Below are 14,843 nucleotides of genomic sequence, written 5' to 3'. Positions count from 1 at the left end.
CCCAGCTTCTAGGATCACGATGAGTGTCCTGACTGGAAGCTTCATCCGCCTTGCACACAAAAATTTGGACAGTCCCCGACCAGCCGCGCAACGTCCGGAAACTGACGACCATCTGGGCGAACGACATACCGACATAGTCCATATCTGCTTCTTCGAATGTGAGCAGCTTGCCGGTCAATTCGCACCGCACGCGCTGTAAGTCGTCTCCGTACAGCTCAAAAGCCCTTCTTTTTGCGTCCAACAAGGTTGGCTGCACGGCAGCCCTGCATGCGCACGCGAACTGGTAAGCATCGCTCTTGGGTTGCGCCCGCACAGCAACGGCGTAGCTGAAGTCAGACGCGTCGCCGTGCGTATGTACGACCCAGAAACCCGCCGTCGAGCGGGTAAGGGACCCACAGCGGCGTCGCTCGAAGTGGTCGATGCCGCTTCCTGCCTTCGGCCGCCCAGCAGCAATAGCGAGGTCGTAGCGTTCAACCAACGCCGTCAGGTCATCGTGGTCCTGAGCGTCGTCAACGGCTTGGTCGTCGGAGTATCGCAGGAGCATCTGCTCAAAATGAGCGACCGCCGCTTTGTGCGAAGGCCAAGCACGGCCGTTCGACAATTGCACCGCTATCGTCATGCCAGCTCCGCTCGCGGGATGCGTACCGACTCATGGAAGGAATGTGCGCAAGTAGCCATTGACCGAAGTCAGCCTGAGCGTGGCTTCCCTAGGTGCTCAATGCATAAGCAGAATCTCGCAGGCTTCGGTAGTGTCGCCACAGACCGATGCCCACCGACTGCGGACCCCAAGATACGGTCTTTTCGGGCCGCGTCTCAATGGGCCGGCCCGACTGTTGCCGATTTTGTCCGTGTTGGGCCTGTCTCGGGGCTCGCGACGCGGAGCTGGAACGCGCGACAATCGTGTACCACGCCGCAAATTGCGCGCCCGCTCAGCTTTGTTTGCCGAAGCCTAGTCTGAAGACTCGTGCTATGGCATCCTATGCCCACAGTGTTACATCCATTGCAACCAGGCGTATGTGAGCGGATGAACTCGGCCATGAGTGCAGTTGTCAACTGTCGGTCCGGCCCGCGCTTCGCTTGATGACAATCCCATAGCTCAATCACTAATGACGGTGAACGTTCAGCTAGAAGACCCGACGTTGACGGACGGCCGAGATATGTTTGACAAGGCAAGCACATCTGTGTCGGTGTTCGCCGGAACTTCGAAGCAATGGCGGACGCTTGCCATGCGATTTCGCACCTTCGAACGCCGCTATTCGCCTGGGTTCCTGCCAGAGTCGCGGTGCGGAGCCTATCGGAATCCGCTCGAAGCACTGTGCCTCGATGACCTCTTGCGAACTCCGGGTGGCGGCCAGTCGATGACTGCCCGCGAAGGCCGTCGATAGCGGGCGGACCACCTAAAGATGAACGCTGTGGTCGGGTTGGACACAATCAAAAATCGAGTTGTGCCGCCGCTTTGCTGATGGTCAGTGCGCTGTTCGCCGCGGCCGGTCGGTCGGGACCCGTGCCGCCCTTACGGGGGAATCATTCTGTTCGATAACGGTAGAAACAGCGTTCTTGTAGACAATTTGATTCCCTGACGGTGATTGCAATGCGAGGACGTACTTGTCGAAAGAGGCGATGACGCCACTCAGTTTGATGCCGTTGACAAGGAAAATCCAAGCGGGGGTTCGCTTTGCGACCAGCGCAGCGAGAAAATCAGATTGGACGTCTATAGTGGCTTGCTTCACGATGCTCCCCGTCGCAGACGAATCGAGAATGTGTCCGTGAATCCGTTGAGAAAGTTCGAATCAAATTCGTAAATCACAGTATCGGAACAGTCCAACGCGCCTCATTGCTGTCATCGCCCGACGGTGGGCGCGGCAACCTCACTGTGCAACTCCTGTCCAATCCGAGCCCTCGTTCGTCGCTGTCAGCGAGTCGGACGGCGTCTTATTGTCAACGGGGCGCGACAACTCGACGTTCGCTAGGGCATGCTCCGAACGTCAGTGGGGCGATTCGGGTCATATGGATTTATAGCTCGTCCTGTCATGCGGCGACAATCGGCATGTGAGGTGGCAAGTGCAGTGCGGCCTTCGCCTGACGACTTGCCGCCGAAGCGACGCCGCGCAGTAGTACTCTCTATCATTTTTAGCGCGACAGCGCGAGGAACTGTGCGGGAGCACACTAAGGAGGGGCTCGCCTCTTGGACAAAATGTGAGCAACGTAAAAGGTTTGCTGCTTGCTTGACCGCCCTCCGGTCGGTTCGCACTGGGAGAGCGGCCACGTCCTGGGAGCCGCGCCAGGCAGCCAAGTCAGGGGGAGCCTTGAAAAGTCCATCCGGACGCAGCTCGCGTGCTGCTGTTCACAGTGTAGGGTGGGCTTTGGGTGACTAAAAAGCTCATCAAGCTCCGCTTTGAAGTGGCTGTTGGCACTCCGAAAAGATAGTCAACGTCTAAGCACGCTGGCACTGCGCTTCCGTTCGCTTTCAGCCTAAATACCCGCCCGCGCACAGCTTTCGAACGGTAGCGGACGGGCTGCGCTCGGCAGCGCCGCCCACTCCTCGGCGGAGCATCGATGCGGCCCGCTCATAAATTCGCACGCGCTCCGCCTCTGCATTATGCCTGCGGTCCTTCTTGTGCCCCGGGAGAGGCGAACCCATCAATGCGGCATATCGGCTGGACGCAAGCGCTTGAACCTGAGAAAAAAGTCGTCGCCTGGCAGCCCGTTCGCCAGAGCCATCAAACAGCCATGGTCGAGCAGGTCCGGGTCGCTGAGGTTCGTGCCGCCTCCTCCGTTCTCTCGCGATTGAGAGAGCCGCAATCACGGCTTGCTCGTGCCTACCATTTCCTCTGTCTGGGCGGTCGATAAACGGAGGTAGGCGGCCGCGAGTCGTCGGAGCTCGTCCTCCGAAGCGTCCTCTATTCCTATCAGTTGATTACTCGCGGCACGATGCGAAGCGAGCAATTCGTTTAATTTGAGGTGAAGCGCGACGCTGTCCTTGTTCTGGCTCTGCTGAATCAGGAAGACCATCAGAAACGTGACGATGGTGGTCCCAGTGTTGATGACAAGCTGCCAGCCATCCGAGTAGTGAAATATTGGACCGGTCACAATCCACGAGACGACTGTCAAAACGGCTAAACAGAACGCAGCCGGCGAGCCTGCCCATCGCGTGACCAGGCTAGCAAACTTGTCGAAAGCGCGTGTGAGCGGGTGCCTGCCCGCGTAAGCCGGACTCGACGTGTCAGGCACCGTGTTGAGCTCATCGGTCGAGGAAGGTGGCAACTCGGACATGTTCATCGTAGGCTCCGGATAGACGTTAACTGGACAGACGCAACTGCCATGCCAGCGGCTCGTCGTAAGCCGAGCGGTTGCGCGTACGAACTCAGCGTCACGTCGCAAGAATCGACGACGAATCGAGCATCGTCTGCTAACTACCCTTTCATCCTTCCCAACCCAGCGTTGCTTCTAGCGTGGCGCCCGGCAGGGTGTGCAATCCACATGTACGCGTTCAACCGCTTGGGTGCCATGCAATCGATTCTCCGCCAGCCAACGCCGCATCATCATCGTCGCGGACGATTAAGAAGTTTCCTGAACGGATGCATGTATCCGCCCTCATCGCGAGTAACCGGATAAGTGTCGTTGCGGTCATGCCGAAGCGCATTGTTTCGGAGGTGCAAACCCGCGGCGTTCCACCTTGGATGGAATGTCCGTTGCTCTCGTAGTGGTGGAATATCGCAGGTAAGTCGTATGGCAATCGTTCTAGTAGTCGATGATGAACCGGCAATCTCGTCGTCCCTAAGCTTCCTGTTGCACGATGTTGGGCACGAAGTCTTAACAGCGTCTAACGGCGCGGAAGCACTCGAGCTGGCGGAGCAACGCAACCCCGCAGTGGTTGTGTCGGACTGGCTCATGCCCGTAATGGGTGGGGCGGAGTTGCGTCGGGCCTTTGCTAGAAACTCAGTGCTGTGCTCTGTTCCTTTCATCTTCATGTCGGGCACCGCGCATTCCGGCGAAACCCAAGGAACTGCTTTCCTGCAAAAGCCTTTCGACGTAGCCGAGTTGCTCGAAGCACTCGCGGAGTGTCTAAGGAACCGCGCGCACGCTGACCCTTATCCACGCTAGGAAAGGAGTCGTTCGAGCTGGTCCATATACAGCGGCTTCAAGACCCATTCGTCAATGCATTGCTGAGACTTGTCTATAAGCTCATTACTTCCTGTGAGCGCGACGATGCGCGCAGACTTTGAGCGGCCTTTTCGAATCTCCAAGCAAACGGTAACGCCATCAGCGTCCGGCAACATCAAGTCCAAGAAGATGACGTCGAACGTTTCAGAGGCGGCAGCGTCGACAGCCGACGCGCCGTTGTAAGCCACTGCGCCGACATGCCCCAACTCGGAAGCGATATCCCTCAGCGCATCGGCCGTGTCGCGCGAGTCGTCTACGAATAAAATCTTCTTCATCGAGTGTCCCGTACGTTCACGGCGGACGCAGCGCATCAAGTTGCGGTCGAGCAGCTATCGAGTCAGTATAGGGTCTCGCTCCACCGGCTGGTCTCAGGGAAGACCTGCACTGGCGGTGTTGGAGCGCTGAGAAATTCCACCACCGTATGGAATTCAAGCCCCCGACAGAACGGGAATTCGGCGGCACAGGGCGACCTGACTCTCCCCGGACACCTTGCCGTCAATGTGGCCAAATCCTTGCTTGCACTGCAGCAATACAGGTGGAGGCAGCCATGGAAGACGTAGGAACACTCGTGGTCGTACGAAACGAAGACCCTTGCACCCTAGATGCCGAAGCGCTTCTAGACGAAATGGACGCTAGCTGGGCTCTGTTCTACGGCGAATCAGGACGAACTCGAGACTTTCACGAAGAAATTCGTTCTCCGCGAAGCACTTTTTTGGTGGTCCGGACATTGGCCGGCTTCGCGGTGGGGTGCGCCGCACTGCGCCGGTGCGATTACTGCGTAGGCGAGGTGAAATATCTTTATAGTCGCGCGGCGAGGGCCGGCATCGGGCATGCGCTCATGTCGCGGCTCCAGTCAGACGCATCGGCTCTTGGCTATCGCAGTCTCGCGTTAAGGTTGCATCTTTCGGACCGTCGCACCATCGCGTTCTGCCAGCGGAACGGGTTTGCTGCGACCAATCGGTTTGCAGGAGCGCGCGGTGCACCGGAGCGCAAATGGTTCGAAAAGGCGTTGATACCGCGCGAAGACCAACCTAAGGCACTCCAACTTGCCGCGCAAGCGTAGGCGAGGGAGAGATTACGGAAGTCCGTTGCGACAGTGCTCGTCGAAGCCGAGCCGGTCGCCCAGGCCGTCGAAGTATGTCGCCACGCCTGGAAACGGAGGGTGGTCAAACGGTGTCGAAAACCAACGATTCACGGATAGGCCGATGGGGATGTCTGCGAGAGAAAAGGTCGGACCTGCGACATAAGCCCCTGTGACGGACAACTGATTCTTCAAAATGGTCATTTGCTGCGTCCAAGAGGCAATCGACCGCGCAGTCTCCTCCGCCGATTGATGAGCTTCAGAGTGTCGAACGAGCGCGAGGAACGCATAGCTCCACGACCGGTTTAGCTCAGTCGCCTGCCAATCCATCCACTGGTCGACTCGCGCGCGAGCGACCGGTTCAACTGGGTATAGATGTTCGCCGCCGTAGCTGGACGCCAAGTAGCGAATGATGGAGTTCGATTCCCAGAGAATGAAATCCCCATCTCTCAGCACTGGAACCAAGCCGTTGGGATTGAGCGCCAAAAACTCCGGCGCATGGGTCGACTTGAATCCAGTTCCCCAATCTTCTCGAACGAAGTCTAGGCTGAGTACAGCGCAAGCCCAGAGCACTTTTCGGACATTGATTGAGGATGCCTTTCCTAAGATTGTCAGCATCGGAACTCGTCGTGTTAAGGATGTTGCTGAACGGTACATGGCGTCTCTGCCCAACTCCATATACAGCTCTGGCGCTCGGCGCCGTTCCAGTTGAGCCAGCGGTGCTCGGCCCGGCGAGGAGGCTATGTAGAGAAAACAATGATGCCGCATCATGATGATGCTCGTCGCCTTGTCGAGAGCTCGCTCCAGGTATTGCGCTAGGGTTTTAAGCGACTCCGGTTCGCTCTCGGGACCGTTCGCGTTCGATTCTTCTTTTCCCGCCACTGCGACCTCCTAACCCTGAAGAGCAAGATGAAACACACCGGCTGAGATAGGCTGTTAGCACCTGAAGGTCGACGCTCATTCTGCTGCCTCTGCGAAGCAGAATCGTAACTCCTGCCTGACTGTATGTTAGCAGCGCTCGGTTGTTTTTCCCTTAGTCACCGAATGGGTCGGTAGCGAATTTTGATTCGGTGCTAAGGTGTACTCAGCGCGTAAGGCCTTAAGTACAGCATCTATGTCGCGCTCGAAGCCGACCACATTTCCAAAGTGCGTCATGTTCCAGTTACATCCCGTTTTATCGGGCTCCTGTAATTGGGGCCGCGGCACTCGAATCTTTACGCCGTCTTCAACGATTTCCTGTAACCGATGGATTCGTCGGTCAACTTCTTGCTGCAGCCGAGAGGCGTTAATTGTCTTGCGTAGCATTCGACGCTCCTTCTGTCGCGATGCTCCGTTCCACCAAGCTGTGCTCAAGCAGCTGACCGTTACGCCGCAAGTCGATGCTCATAGTAGGGTCGGTCTCTGTCATCGAGGATGGCATACATAGTTTCCAAGTCTGACGGGCTCGGTTTGAGCCACGCTTCGATGTTTTCGAATTTGATGGGCACGATGCATCGGTCATGGCCGGCGGCCTCGACTTCCGGCGGTGGCTCGTCAGTGATTGCTGCGAAGGACAGCAAGTCGGGCTGCCCTGGGCCGGTCCATTTGGACCAGAGACATGCGACGTGCATCAACTGGCCGTTGTTTGGGCGAAATTCGAGGACGATGTTCTCGTCTCGGTCGTGCGTTTCAAGGAGCGTATTCTCGTACTTGGCCTTTTTGACGTTTTCGTAGAAGACGTCCACTAGCATCACGCCATGTGTGTGGCCGAAGCAGGGCATCAAGAAACCTTCAAGATTATCGCGCCGCGCGTTGTAAGTCCCCGGGTACTTCACGTCGTAGTTCGCCGGCTTACCTGCAATTCGGCATTGGTAGCGCATCGGCTTGACCACGTACATTCCGTTCTCCATCACAAGCACGGGCGCGTAAGTGCCGGGGAAGATGCGTGAGTCGCGCGGTTCTGGCTCCGTCCGGTGGATGTCCTCGAGTCGGCGTAGCGAGGCCCCGATTTTGGCGGTCGCAATGCGCATGCTCTCGGTGGCCGCCTTCGTAACCTTCGACTGCAATGTGCGCTCGGCATCCGCAAGGCGCGTTCGCTGCTTGAATAGCTCCTGTTCAAGCTTCGTCGTCTGGTCTTGGTTGTACCGGTCGATTAACGCTTTTATCTCGCTCTCGGCATTAGTCTGCGGTTCGCGAAACGCGTCGTCGACGGCTTTGGGAATCTTCGCCTTGCTGCCCTCGGCCCTCTCGAAGTACAGGCGCGCGAATTCCTCGATGTCCATGTGTGCACCGAATGTCTTCACATACTTGCGATAGTCCGCCTGAATATGGGCCGAGTAGCACATGCGTGGTCTTCCTTGGTCGATTGATTGGCCGGCCTGCTCAGAGCGATTGCTTGCACAACTTCATCATCTTCTGAACGACCGCGCTCGCGTGGTTGAGCCTCATTTCGCCGGTGAACAGCACCTGCACGTCGCTCTGCCGTACCGCGATGCCAGCGGCCTTCAACTCGCGCTTGGCAATCTTCATCGCAAGCTGGCCAAGCACCACTCGATTTAACCAATGCATCGATACGCCGCTTCTCGCGAGCCAAAGTCGACTGCTCTCAACGACATGGTCAATGCGCCATTCGCGCGTCAGCGTGTGCGAGGCAGTGACGGTTGCAACCAGGAAGCAAAGCAAATCGGCGCGCGTGCCCGGCACTTCGTCTATATCAAGTTTATCCATTCTCTGAGACCCGTCTGTTCTCCTTGCTCGAACTTCGGTGCAGTAGGTCAAGCTTCGGTCGAGAGGCGTCGTTCAACGGGTTCGGCGCCGTCAATCTTCTGCGCTGACTACAAACGCAGACTCGTTCCGAAGCAAGAACCGTCGCACCCCTCGCAGTGATGGCGCCCCCTGATGCTGCCATCGACCCTCCACCGGGTGTAGTCGTCAATCGACCTCGTACCAACGGTGCGCCCGTTCTCTTGCGCGAAGAATGTCGGCACCAGCCTTGCCGCGTGCCACAGTTTCGTCTAGGTCCCGTCGCCGAAGCCGTTGAGCAACCGTGGACGCGTTCGGCGACCTCGTGCACAGGGTACATCCGCACGAGCATATCCATTCGACTCCTCAGAAGCGACTAAAAAGGGGCAATTCACTGCTTCACTTTTTGCGTTACGATACTGTACATCCATACAGTATTTCGGCAAATTGGCCGCTCTTCCCAACACATCGAGTCGATTCACCCCCGCCTTTGAACCTGTACCGTGGGGATAGATAGTTCGAAGGCGATGACCGCGAGACGTTGACCGGTGAGGGTCTTGGGAAGGTCGTGATTCGATGTACGGCTACATCGTTTGACATACTTTTTGTCGCCGCCGACGGCGTCGAGGTTTTGGGGCCCCAGTTGAGGGTGACCGATTCTGAACGCAAGGCTCGCGAGAAGGCTGGCTCCGCTTCATGTTGCAAGGTGAAGGGTTGTCCGAAGGTTCTCATGGCGAGATTCGCAATGCTCACGGTCGCAATGTCTTCGCTATGGGGTTTCAACCGCCGTTCGGAAGATACTTTCCAGCTTGACAGGAAGCCGTTGACGCAGATTTCGTCAGGAAGGGCCAAGGCGTTTCATCAAGCATCGGGCGCTCGCCGGACAGATGGAGGCGAACTGCTCCGTGAATTGCAGGGCAGCGGGAGCCGCATCTTTGTCAGTAGGTGCGTATCCCGCTGCGGTGAAAAAGCCGGCTGCGTTCATTGTGAGGAGCCAAAGCTCACAGACGCCCTGCGCGAAACACGACTTCTCCAGAGTGAGCAGAAGCAGGCGTCCGAGCCCAAGTTTCTCGTTCGAGGGGCTTACGGCGAGAGAGCGTACGAGTGCCGATTTCCCAAAGCGTTGAACGCCCACGCAGCCGACGACCTCTTCGGCATCGTTGACGGCGACAAGAAATCCCTCCATCAGATTCGATTGCAAATCTGACGTTGGCAACCCTCGTTGCGCCACCAGGTCTCGGATGGCGTGTAGGTCACCGGGCTCCGCGGGCCTTAGATTCACGATGCATCTCCGATGAGCGCGTCTTCGACCGACTAGCCCTCGTTTGCCGAGGAGCGGACGGCATGCCTCAACCGTGAAAGGTAAGCGCTTATGACGTCACCGCCTGTGAAAGCGCCAAGAAACTACTCGACTTCACTTTCGTCGGTGTCAGCGTTTCCGTCTCGCTCATGACTCATTGCGGCTTGGGCGAGCTCAGCGACTGCCGCCGGCACCATCTCTTTCCGCTCGCTATAACGGTCGGTCAGGTAATCGGAGCGGTCGCGGATGAGAAGAGTGAACTTGTAAAGCTCCTCCATCACATCTACGACTCGGTCATAGTAGGCCGACGGCTTCATTCGCCCGTTCTCGTCGAACTCCTGAAACGCTTTAGCGACGGAGCTCTGGTTCGGGATAGTCACCATTCGCATCCATCGTCCGAGAACACGCAGCGCGTTGACGGCGTTGAATGATTGGCTACCGCCGCAGACTTGCATCACCGCGAGTGTGCGCCCTTGGGTCGGTCTAATGCTGCCCGTCTCGAGCGGAAGCCAGTCAATCTGGTTCTTGAACACGCCAGTAAGTGCGCCGTGCCGTTCTGGACTGCACCAGACCTGACCTTCCGACCAAAATGAGAGTTGCCGGAGTTCCTCGACCTTCGGATGGTCAGGCGGGACGCTGTCTGCCAGGGGGAGGCCGTGCGGGTCGAAGACCTTCGTGTCAGCGCCGAAACGCTGGAGGATGCGTTCCGCCTCGAGCGTGAGGAGCTTGCTGTACGAGGTGGGTCGAAGCGAGCCGTAGAGTAGAAGAATTCGCGGCGCATGCGTCGATACAGCGCGCGGCTCGAGCTTCGTCGTGTCTGGCGTATCGAGGACCGACGGGACAATATTTGGAAGAGTGGACATCATTCGTTCTTAATGCGTTTAAGCTTCGTACCAGTGTCGCGACCTGTTCACCACGCCGACGACAAGGAGCATCACCGGCACTTCAATGAGCACGCCCACGACCGTCGCAAGCGCGGCACCCGACTGGAATCCGAACAGACTAATGGCCGTGGCGACTGCCAACTCAAAAAAATTGCTTGCGCCGATGAGGCTGGACGGCCCGGCTACGCAGTGGGCGACGCCAAGTCGACGGTTCAGGACGTAGGCGAGACCGGAGTTCAGGAAGACTTGGATGAGAATGGGCACGGTTAACATTGCGATGACCAACGGCTCCTTGACGATGGCCTCCCCCTGGAAGGCGAACAGGAGCACGAGTGTCGCAAGCAGTGCGCTGATGGAATAGGGCCCCATTCGAGCGACCACGCGCTTAAAGTCAGATTCGCCGCGCGCCAGAAGTTGGCGGCGTAAGCCTTGAGCGAGTACGACGGGAATGACGATATAGAGACCGACTGACGTTATAAGCGTATCCCACGGCACCGTAATCGCAGACAAGCCGAGCAGCAGCGCCACTATGGGAGCGAAGGCGACAATCATAATGGCGTCGTTCAGGGCCACTTGGGAGAGCGTGAAGTAAGGGTCTCCCTTGCAGAGCTGGGACCACACGAAAACCATGGCCGTGCATGGCGCGGCAGCCAGCAGGATGAGCCCTGCGACGTAGCTGTCCAGTTGGCTCGACGGCAGGTACGGCGCGAACACGTGGCGGACGAATATCCACCCAAGCAAAGCCATGGAAAACGGCTTAACGAGCCAGTTCACGAAGAGCGTCACACCGATGCCGCGCCAGTGACCTCGAACCTGCGCCATGGCCGCGAAGTCGATTTTGACGAGCATAGGGATAATCATCACCCAGATAAGCACGCCAACCGGGATGTTGACGTGCGCAACCTCCATGCGACCGACGGCTTCGAACATCGCCGGCAGCCAGTGGCCTAGAGCGATACCCGCGACAATGCAAAGTGCTACCCACACCGTGAGATAGCGCTCAAAAAAGCCTATCCGGGCAGCGCCGTGCGCGGCGCCGGTTGCATTGCTACTGCTCATGAGATTCCTCTGCTGGACGAGAACCGATGGTTCGCATTTCCTGTTGACTTGCGGCTCTGTCCAACACTTCCAGCGGCAAGTTCACGAATTGAATCACGCGATTCATGATTTGCCGAAAGACCTTGTTGAAGTGCTCTCGCTTCTCCTGCTCGGACCCTTCGAATGCAGCCGGGTCCTCGAAGCCCCAATGGGCCGTCATCGGTGTGCCCGGCCAAAACGGGCAGGCTTCGCCAGCCGCTTGGTCACACACTGTGATGACCAAGTCCATCTGGGGTGCATTGGGTTGGGCGAATTCATCCCAGCTCTTACTGCGTAGTTGAGTGGTGTCGTAGCCCGCCGCAGCACAAAGCTCAACGGCCAGAAGATTTACTCGCCCAGTGGGATGGCTGCCTGCGCTGTATGCCTTGAAACGCCCCTTTCCCATCACGGTGAAGAGCGCTTCCGCCATGACGCTTCGAGCGCTATTGCCGGTGCACAGGATAAGAACGTTGTATGGTCTTTGACTCACGCTCGGCTCCTGAGCTGAGCAGTAGTTGAGCTTGGCGCGCAGCAGGCAGCGGATTGGGATTGTTCATCGTGCCGCGACTGTCCATATGTCGGAGCAGCCTCAAGCGTTAGGAACGTTTCCCACGCAACCCCTTGTGGGTCTATGGTCCACGACTTGTCTGATTTCGCATAACAGCAAGTCGTTGCCGTCTGGTCCATGGTCGGCAATTCGGCACTTGCGAAACGTTCCCGCATCTCGGCAAGCTCTTCGTCCGTTTCGACCTGAATACCCAAGTGGTCGACGCCGGGCTTCGCACCTCGTTTCGAAATGGCGAAGTTGACTCTAGGGTCGCTGAGTTCCCACTTGCGATAGTCGTCTTTCTCGACAGTCGGGGCGACGCCACCGAACATCGCAGAGTAGAACTGAGTGCTCGCGTCGAGGTCCTCGACGGCGATATGGATATGCATGCGCTTCATTTCTGGTCTCCACAGCATTGATTGGCCGGCGCGACGCCACATGCGTCGCCAGCGCAGCAGTTTTCTGTCAGAAAGCTAATCAGGCCATTCATTGATTCGAAGTTGGCTGAGTAGTAGATGAAGCGGCCCTCTTGGCGGCCGCTGACTAGCTCCGCATGGGTTAGGTCTTTAAGGTGAAACGAAAGGCTCGACGGCGAGATACCGAGTCGCTGAGCAATATCGCGAGCAGCCATTCCGCTCGGCCCTGCCACGACCAGAGCGCGGAATATGGCGAGTCGTGAATCGTGAGCGAGCGCGCCGAGCGCGCGTACAACAAGGTTCGTGTCCATGCAGAAATCTTAGCTGCAACATTTTTATATTTCAAGAAATATTGAATCATTAGCGATGACTATGGCATACCGCAATGCTGGAAATCGCTAGCACTGGCCGTTTGCGAGCGGTTATGGTACCTTGGTGGCACTGTATATTTATACAGTGCTTTTGCCGAGCGCCCTTGATGAACCGCACTGCCGCCCAACCCTTACCAATCCGGAACCCAGAGGAGCGCACGCGCTCCGTTGAGGCTCTGCTGGACGGAACTATGCATCCAAGCTCGGGGGGAATAAGCCTTTGGCGCGGGTCTCAGCTCGCCCGTGCGTATGGCAAGACGGTCGACACCGGATACGCCGCGCTGTCGGCCGAGTTGCCGGGCGGGGGCTGGCCGCTGGGCGCGTTGGTGGAGCTGCTTGTCCAGCAGCCAGGGAGTGGCGAGATGCGGCTACTGAAGCCGGCTCTCCTGGAACGTAGTACACGCCCCATCGTGCTTCTGCAGTCGCCGCACGTTCCGAACGCGTTAGCGTTCTCGTATCTCGGTTTGCCGTTGAACAAGGTGTTGAGATTGCAGGCACCGAAAACGGCGGACGCCCTCTGGTGCGCGGAACGTGTGCTGCAAGCCAAGAGCTGCGGTGCCCTGGTGTTCTGGCAGCAGCACATCCGGGCTGAAGCGCTTCGACGTCTTCACCTGGCTGCGCAGGCGACCGAAACCTTGCTCGTGCTCATCCGGCCGTTGGCGAGCGCACAAGACGCCTCGCCAGCAACGCTGCGGCTTGGAGTGAGACCCGCTGATGGCGGCCTCGTCGTTGATGTGGTGAAGCGACGAGGCCCAACTAAAACCGAACAGCTGTCCCTCTCACTGCAACCATCGCCGATTCTATTGAGCCCTTATGGCCGTGTTCGTCGCCATCTTCCTGCCCCGGCTTTCGCTGGAGGTGTTTCGTCCGAGGTGGTTACCTCCGACTGAACACGGGTGTGCGGTGCTTGAGCGCGACAAGGTAATTGTGATGGATGCGGCGGCACGAGAAGCAGGCGTGTTACCGGGGATGAAACGAGGCGGGGTGACGACGCTCGCCCCGGACGCCGCGGTGTACGACCGGAGCGTCCGGCTCGAGATGGAGATGCAGCGGGCAGTCGCCTTCGGCCTGCTGCGCTTCTCGCCACAGGTCGCGCTCTGCGACGAACAAACCATCGTCATGGACGTGACCGCCAGCCTGCGACTCTTCGGCGGCATTCGAAGCGTCTGCTCGCAAATACGAAGCGTCGTGAAATCGATAGGCGTAACGGTTCGCATGAGCGTCGCGCCGACGGGGCAAGGCGCCTGGCTACTTGCCAAGCGCGGCCGTTGCCGCGTACTGAAGATGCGCTCGCTCGAGCGGCATCTCGACTCGTTGCCGCTTATGGTCTTACAGGAAGTCCGCGCATTCGCTGACTGGTTTCACGGTCTCGGCTGCCGAGCGTTGAGTGACATCCGGCGCCTGCCGCGCGCTGGACTGAACAAGAGGTGTGGTGTGGATTTGTTGGATTCTCTCGACCGTCTTATGGTCTGTCACCAGAGCTATATGAATGGCTTAAAGTCCCGCCGAACTTCAGCGCACGTACCGAACTTCCGGACCGCGTAGAGCATGCCGAAGCGGTGCTGTTCTCGGCACGTCGCCTCACCGTGCAACTCTGCGGCTGGCTGAGCGCTCAACAGCTTGCGCTCACGCACGCGACGGTGTCGCTCGAACACGAGCGCGGTCGACAGGCGGTCGAGCCGACCGTCCTGGAAATTGCGCTCGCGGAGCCAACCTGGCACGAGGAGCATCTTGTTCGTTTGCTGAAAGAACGGCTTGGGCGCACGGAACTGCAGGCGGCGGTTATCGCCGTGCGCTTGACCGCGTCGAAGGTCCAACCTGCCGAGCCGCCGTCGGAGGACTTATTCCCCGACCCGGGCGGCTCGGCGGAAGACCATAACCGCCTCCTTGAACTGCTAGTCGCAAGACTGGGTGCGGAGAACGTGCTGCGCCCGGCGCCAACGTCCGACCACCGGCCCGAGCTTGCGAACCGCTGGGTGTCCGTTCAGGATGACGCGAAGTTGTCGGTGCCGCCGGGGGGCCTGCCGCGCCCGACCTGGCTGCTCCACGAGCCGCTACGCCTGATGATGAAGAATCATCGGCCGTTCTACGGTTCCCCGCTCAAGCTCGTCTCTACCGGCGAACGCATCGAAGCGGGTTGGCATGATGGTGAGTTGGTCACACGCGACTACTATGTCGCCGAGGCGAGCGACAAGAGCTGCTACTGGATATACCGCGAACGCCCGAGCGTGAAGTCGGAAGAAGTGCGCTGGTTTCTACACGGCCTGTTCGGATAAGCAGGT

Annotated in this window: 16 protein-coding genes and 2 pseudogenes; 4 read left to right on the top strand and 14 right to left on the bottom strand. The window is 58.4% G+C overall.

The features are described from left to right. The 3 genes from AWB74_RS36550 to AWB74_RS36540 form a co-directional block, all read right to left on the bottom strand. On the bottom strand, window positions 1-619 hold a 619-nt coding region (locus tag AWB74_RS36550), incomplete at its 3' end, for a DUF3223 domain-containing protein (protein WP_061151479.1). 847 nt (window positions 620-1,466) lie between these two features. After that, entirely contained in the window at window positions 1,467-1,730 is a 264-nt protein-coding gene (gene hfq / locus AWB74_RS36545; RefSeq protein WP_160110352.1) for an RNA chaperone Hfq, read from the bottom strand. Between the two features lie 1,072 nt (window positions 1,731-2,802). Beyond that, a complete protein-coding gene (locus tag AWB74_RS36540) occupies window positions 2,803-3,279 on the bottom strand; it encodes a low affinity iron permease family protein (RefSeq protein ID WP_061151478.1) in 477 nt (158 codons plus the stop codon). 450 nt (window positions 3,280-3,729) lie between these two features. Between AWB74_RS36540 and AWB74_RS48750 the strand changes: the two genes are divergently transcribed. Next, the gene (locus tag AWB74_RS48750) at window positions 3,730-4,104 is read left to right on the top strand and encodes a response regulator (protein WP_061151477.1); all 375 of its coding nucleotides are present in this window, start codon (window positions 3,730-3,732) and stop codon (window positions 4,102-4,104) included. On the opposite strand, the gene AWB74_RS36530 is transcribed toward AWB74_RS48750, so the two are convergent. Further along, window positions 4,101-4,439: a response regulator transcription factor gene (locus AWB74_RS36530; RefSeq protein WP_061151476.1), complete on the bottom strand. Its 339-nt coding sequence runs from the start codon at window positions 4,437-4,439 to the stop codon at window positions 4,101-4,103. The genes AWB74_RS48750 and AWB74_RS36530 overlap by 4 nt on opposite strands. A gap of 272 nt (window positions 4,440-4,711) precedes the next feature. On the opposite strand from AWB74_RS36530, the gene AWB74_RS36525 reads away from it, so the two are divergent. Next, the gene (locus tag AWB74_RS36525) at window positions 4,712-5,227 is read left to right on the top strand and encodes a GNAT family N-acetyltransferase (protein WP_160110351.1); all 516 of its coding nucleotides are present in this window, start codon (window positions 4,712-4,714) and stop codon (window positions 5,225-5,227) included. Between the two features lie 12 nt (window positions 5,228-5,239). Here AWB74_RS36525 and AWB74_RS36520 read toward each other — a convergent pair whose 3' ends face one another. The 10 genes and pseudogenes from AWB74_RS36520 to AWB74_RS36470 all read right to left on the bottom strand — a co-directional run bounded on the left by AWB74_RS36520 (window position 5,240) and on the right by AWB74_RS36470 (window position 12,501). Further along, window positions 5,240-5,863 carry a glutathione S-transferase family protein gene (locus tag AWB74_RS36520; RefSeq protein WP_061151487.1) on the bottom strand — a complete coding sequence of 208 codons (624 nt, stop codon included), beginning with the start codon at window positions 5,861-5,863 and terminating at the stop codon, window positions 5,240-5,242. Window positions 5,864-6,278: 415 nt separating this feature from the next. Next, window positions 6,279-6,550 (bottom strand): annotated as a pseudogene (locus tag AWB74_RS36515) (hypothetical protein). Window positions 6,551-6,609: 59 nt separating this feature from the next. Then, window positions 6,610-7,569 (bottom strand): SOS response-associated peptidase family protein, encoded by a 960-nt coding sequence (locus tag AWB74_RS36510; protein WP_061151474.1) that lies wholly within the window; start codon window positions 7,567-7,569, stop codon window positions 6,610-6,612. Window positions 7,570-7,606: 37 nt separating this feature from the next. Further along, on the bottom strand, window positions 7,607-7,951 hold the full coding sequence (locus AWB74_RS36505) for a hypothetical protein (protein WP_061151473.1): 345 nt from the start codon (window positions 7,949-7,951) through the stop codon (window positions 7,607-7,609). Window positions 7,952-8,804: 853 nt separating this feature from the next. Next, the gene (gene arsN2, locus AWB74_RS48745; RefSeq protein ID WP_160110350.1) at window positions 8,805-9,197 is read right to left on the bottom strand and encodes an arsenic resistance N-acetyltransferase ArsN2; all 393 of its coding nucleotides are present in this window, start codon (window positions 9,195-9,197) and stop codon (window positions 8,805-8,807) included. Window positions 9,198-9,370: 173 nt separating this feature from the next. Next, the gene (gene arsH, locus AWB74_RS36490; protein WP_061151471.1) at window positions 9,371-10,132 is read right to left on the bottom strand and encodes an arsenical resistance protein ArsH; all 762 of its coding nucleotides are present in this window, start codon (window positions 10,130-10,132) and stop codon (window positions 9,371-9,373) included. 15 nt (window positions 10,133-10,147) lie between these two features. After that, window positions 10,148-11,209 carry an ACR3 family arsenite efflux transporter gene (gene arsB, locus AWB74_RS36485; protein ID WP_061151470.1) on the bottom strand — a complete coding sequence of 354 codons (1,062 nt, stop codon included), beginning with the start codon at window positions 11,207-11,209 and terminating at the stop codon, window positions 10,148-10,150. Continuing rightward, entirely contained in the window at window positions 11,199-11,717 is a 519-nt protein-coding gene (locus tag AWB74_RS36480; RefSeq protein ID WP_061151469.1) for an arsenate reductase ArsC, read from the bottom strand. Before AWB74_RS36480 ends, arsB begins: the two co-directional genes overlap by 11 nt. Further along, entirely contained in the window at window positions 11,714-12,172 is a 459-nt protein-coding gene (locus AWB74_RS36475) for an ArsI/CadI family heavy metal resistance metalloenzyme (RefSeq protein WP_061151468.1), read from the bottom strand. The genes AWB74_RS36480 and AWB74_RS36475 overlap by 4 nt, the downstream gene beginning before the upstream one ends. After that, window positions 12,169-12,501: an ArsR/SmtB family transcription factor gene (locus AWB74_RS36470; protein ID WP_061151467.1), complete on the bottom strand. Its 333-nt coding sequence runs from the start codon at window positions 12,499-12,501 to the stop codon at window positions 12,169-12,171. Before AWB74_RS36470 ends, AWB74_RS36475 begins: the two co-directional genes overlap by 4 nt. A gap of 251 nt (window positions 12,502-12,752) precedes the next feature. On the opposite strand from AWB74_RS36470, the gene imuA reads away from it, so the two are divergent. After that, a complete protein-coding gene (gene imuA, locus AWB74_RS36465; protein ID WP_061151486.1) occupies window positions 12,753-13,451 on the top strand; it encodes a translesion DNA synthesis-associated protein ImuA in 699 nt (232 codons plus the stop codon). Next, window positions 13,375-14,837 (top strand): annotated as a pseudogene (locus tag AWB74_RS36460) (Y-family DNA polymerase). The gene imuA and the pseudogene AWB74_RS36460 overlap by 77 nt, the downstream one beginning before the upstream one ends. Window positions 14,838-14,843 lie beyond the last annotated feature (6 nt).

The organism is Caballeronia arvi, assembly GCF_001544695.2.
Taxonomy (GTDB): Bacteria; Pseudomonadota; Gammaproteobacteria; order Burkholderiales; family Burkholderiaceae; genus Caballeronia; species Caballeronia arvi.
Note: the sequence above shows the minus strand (reverse complement) of the source record. Positions and strands in the feature narration are given on the sequence as shown.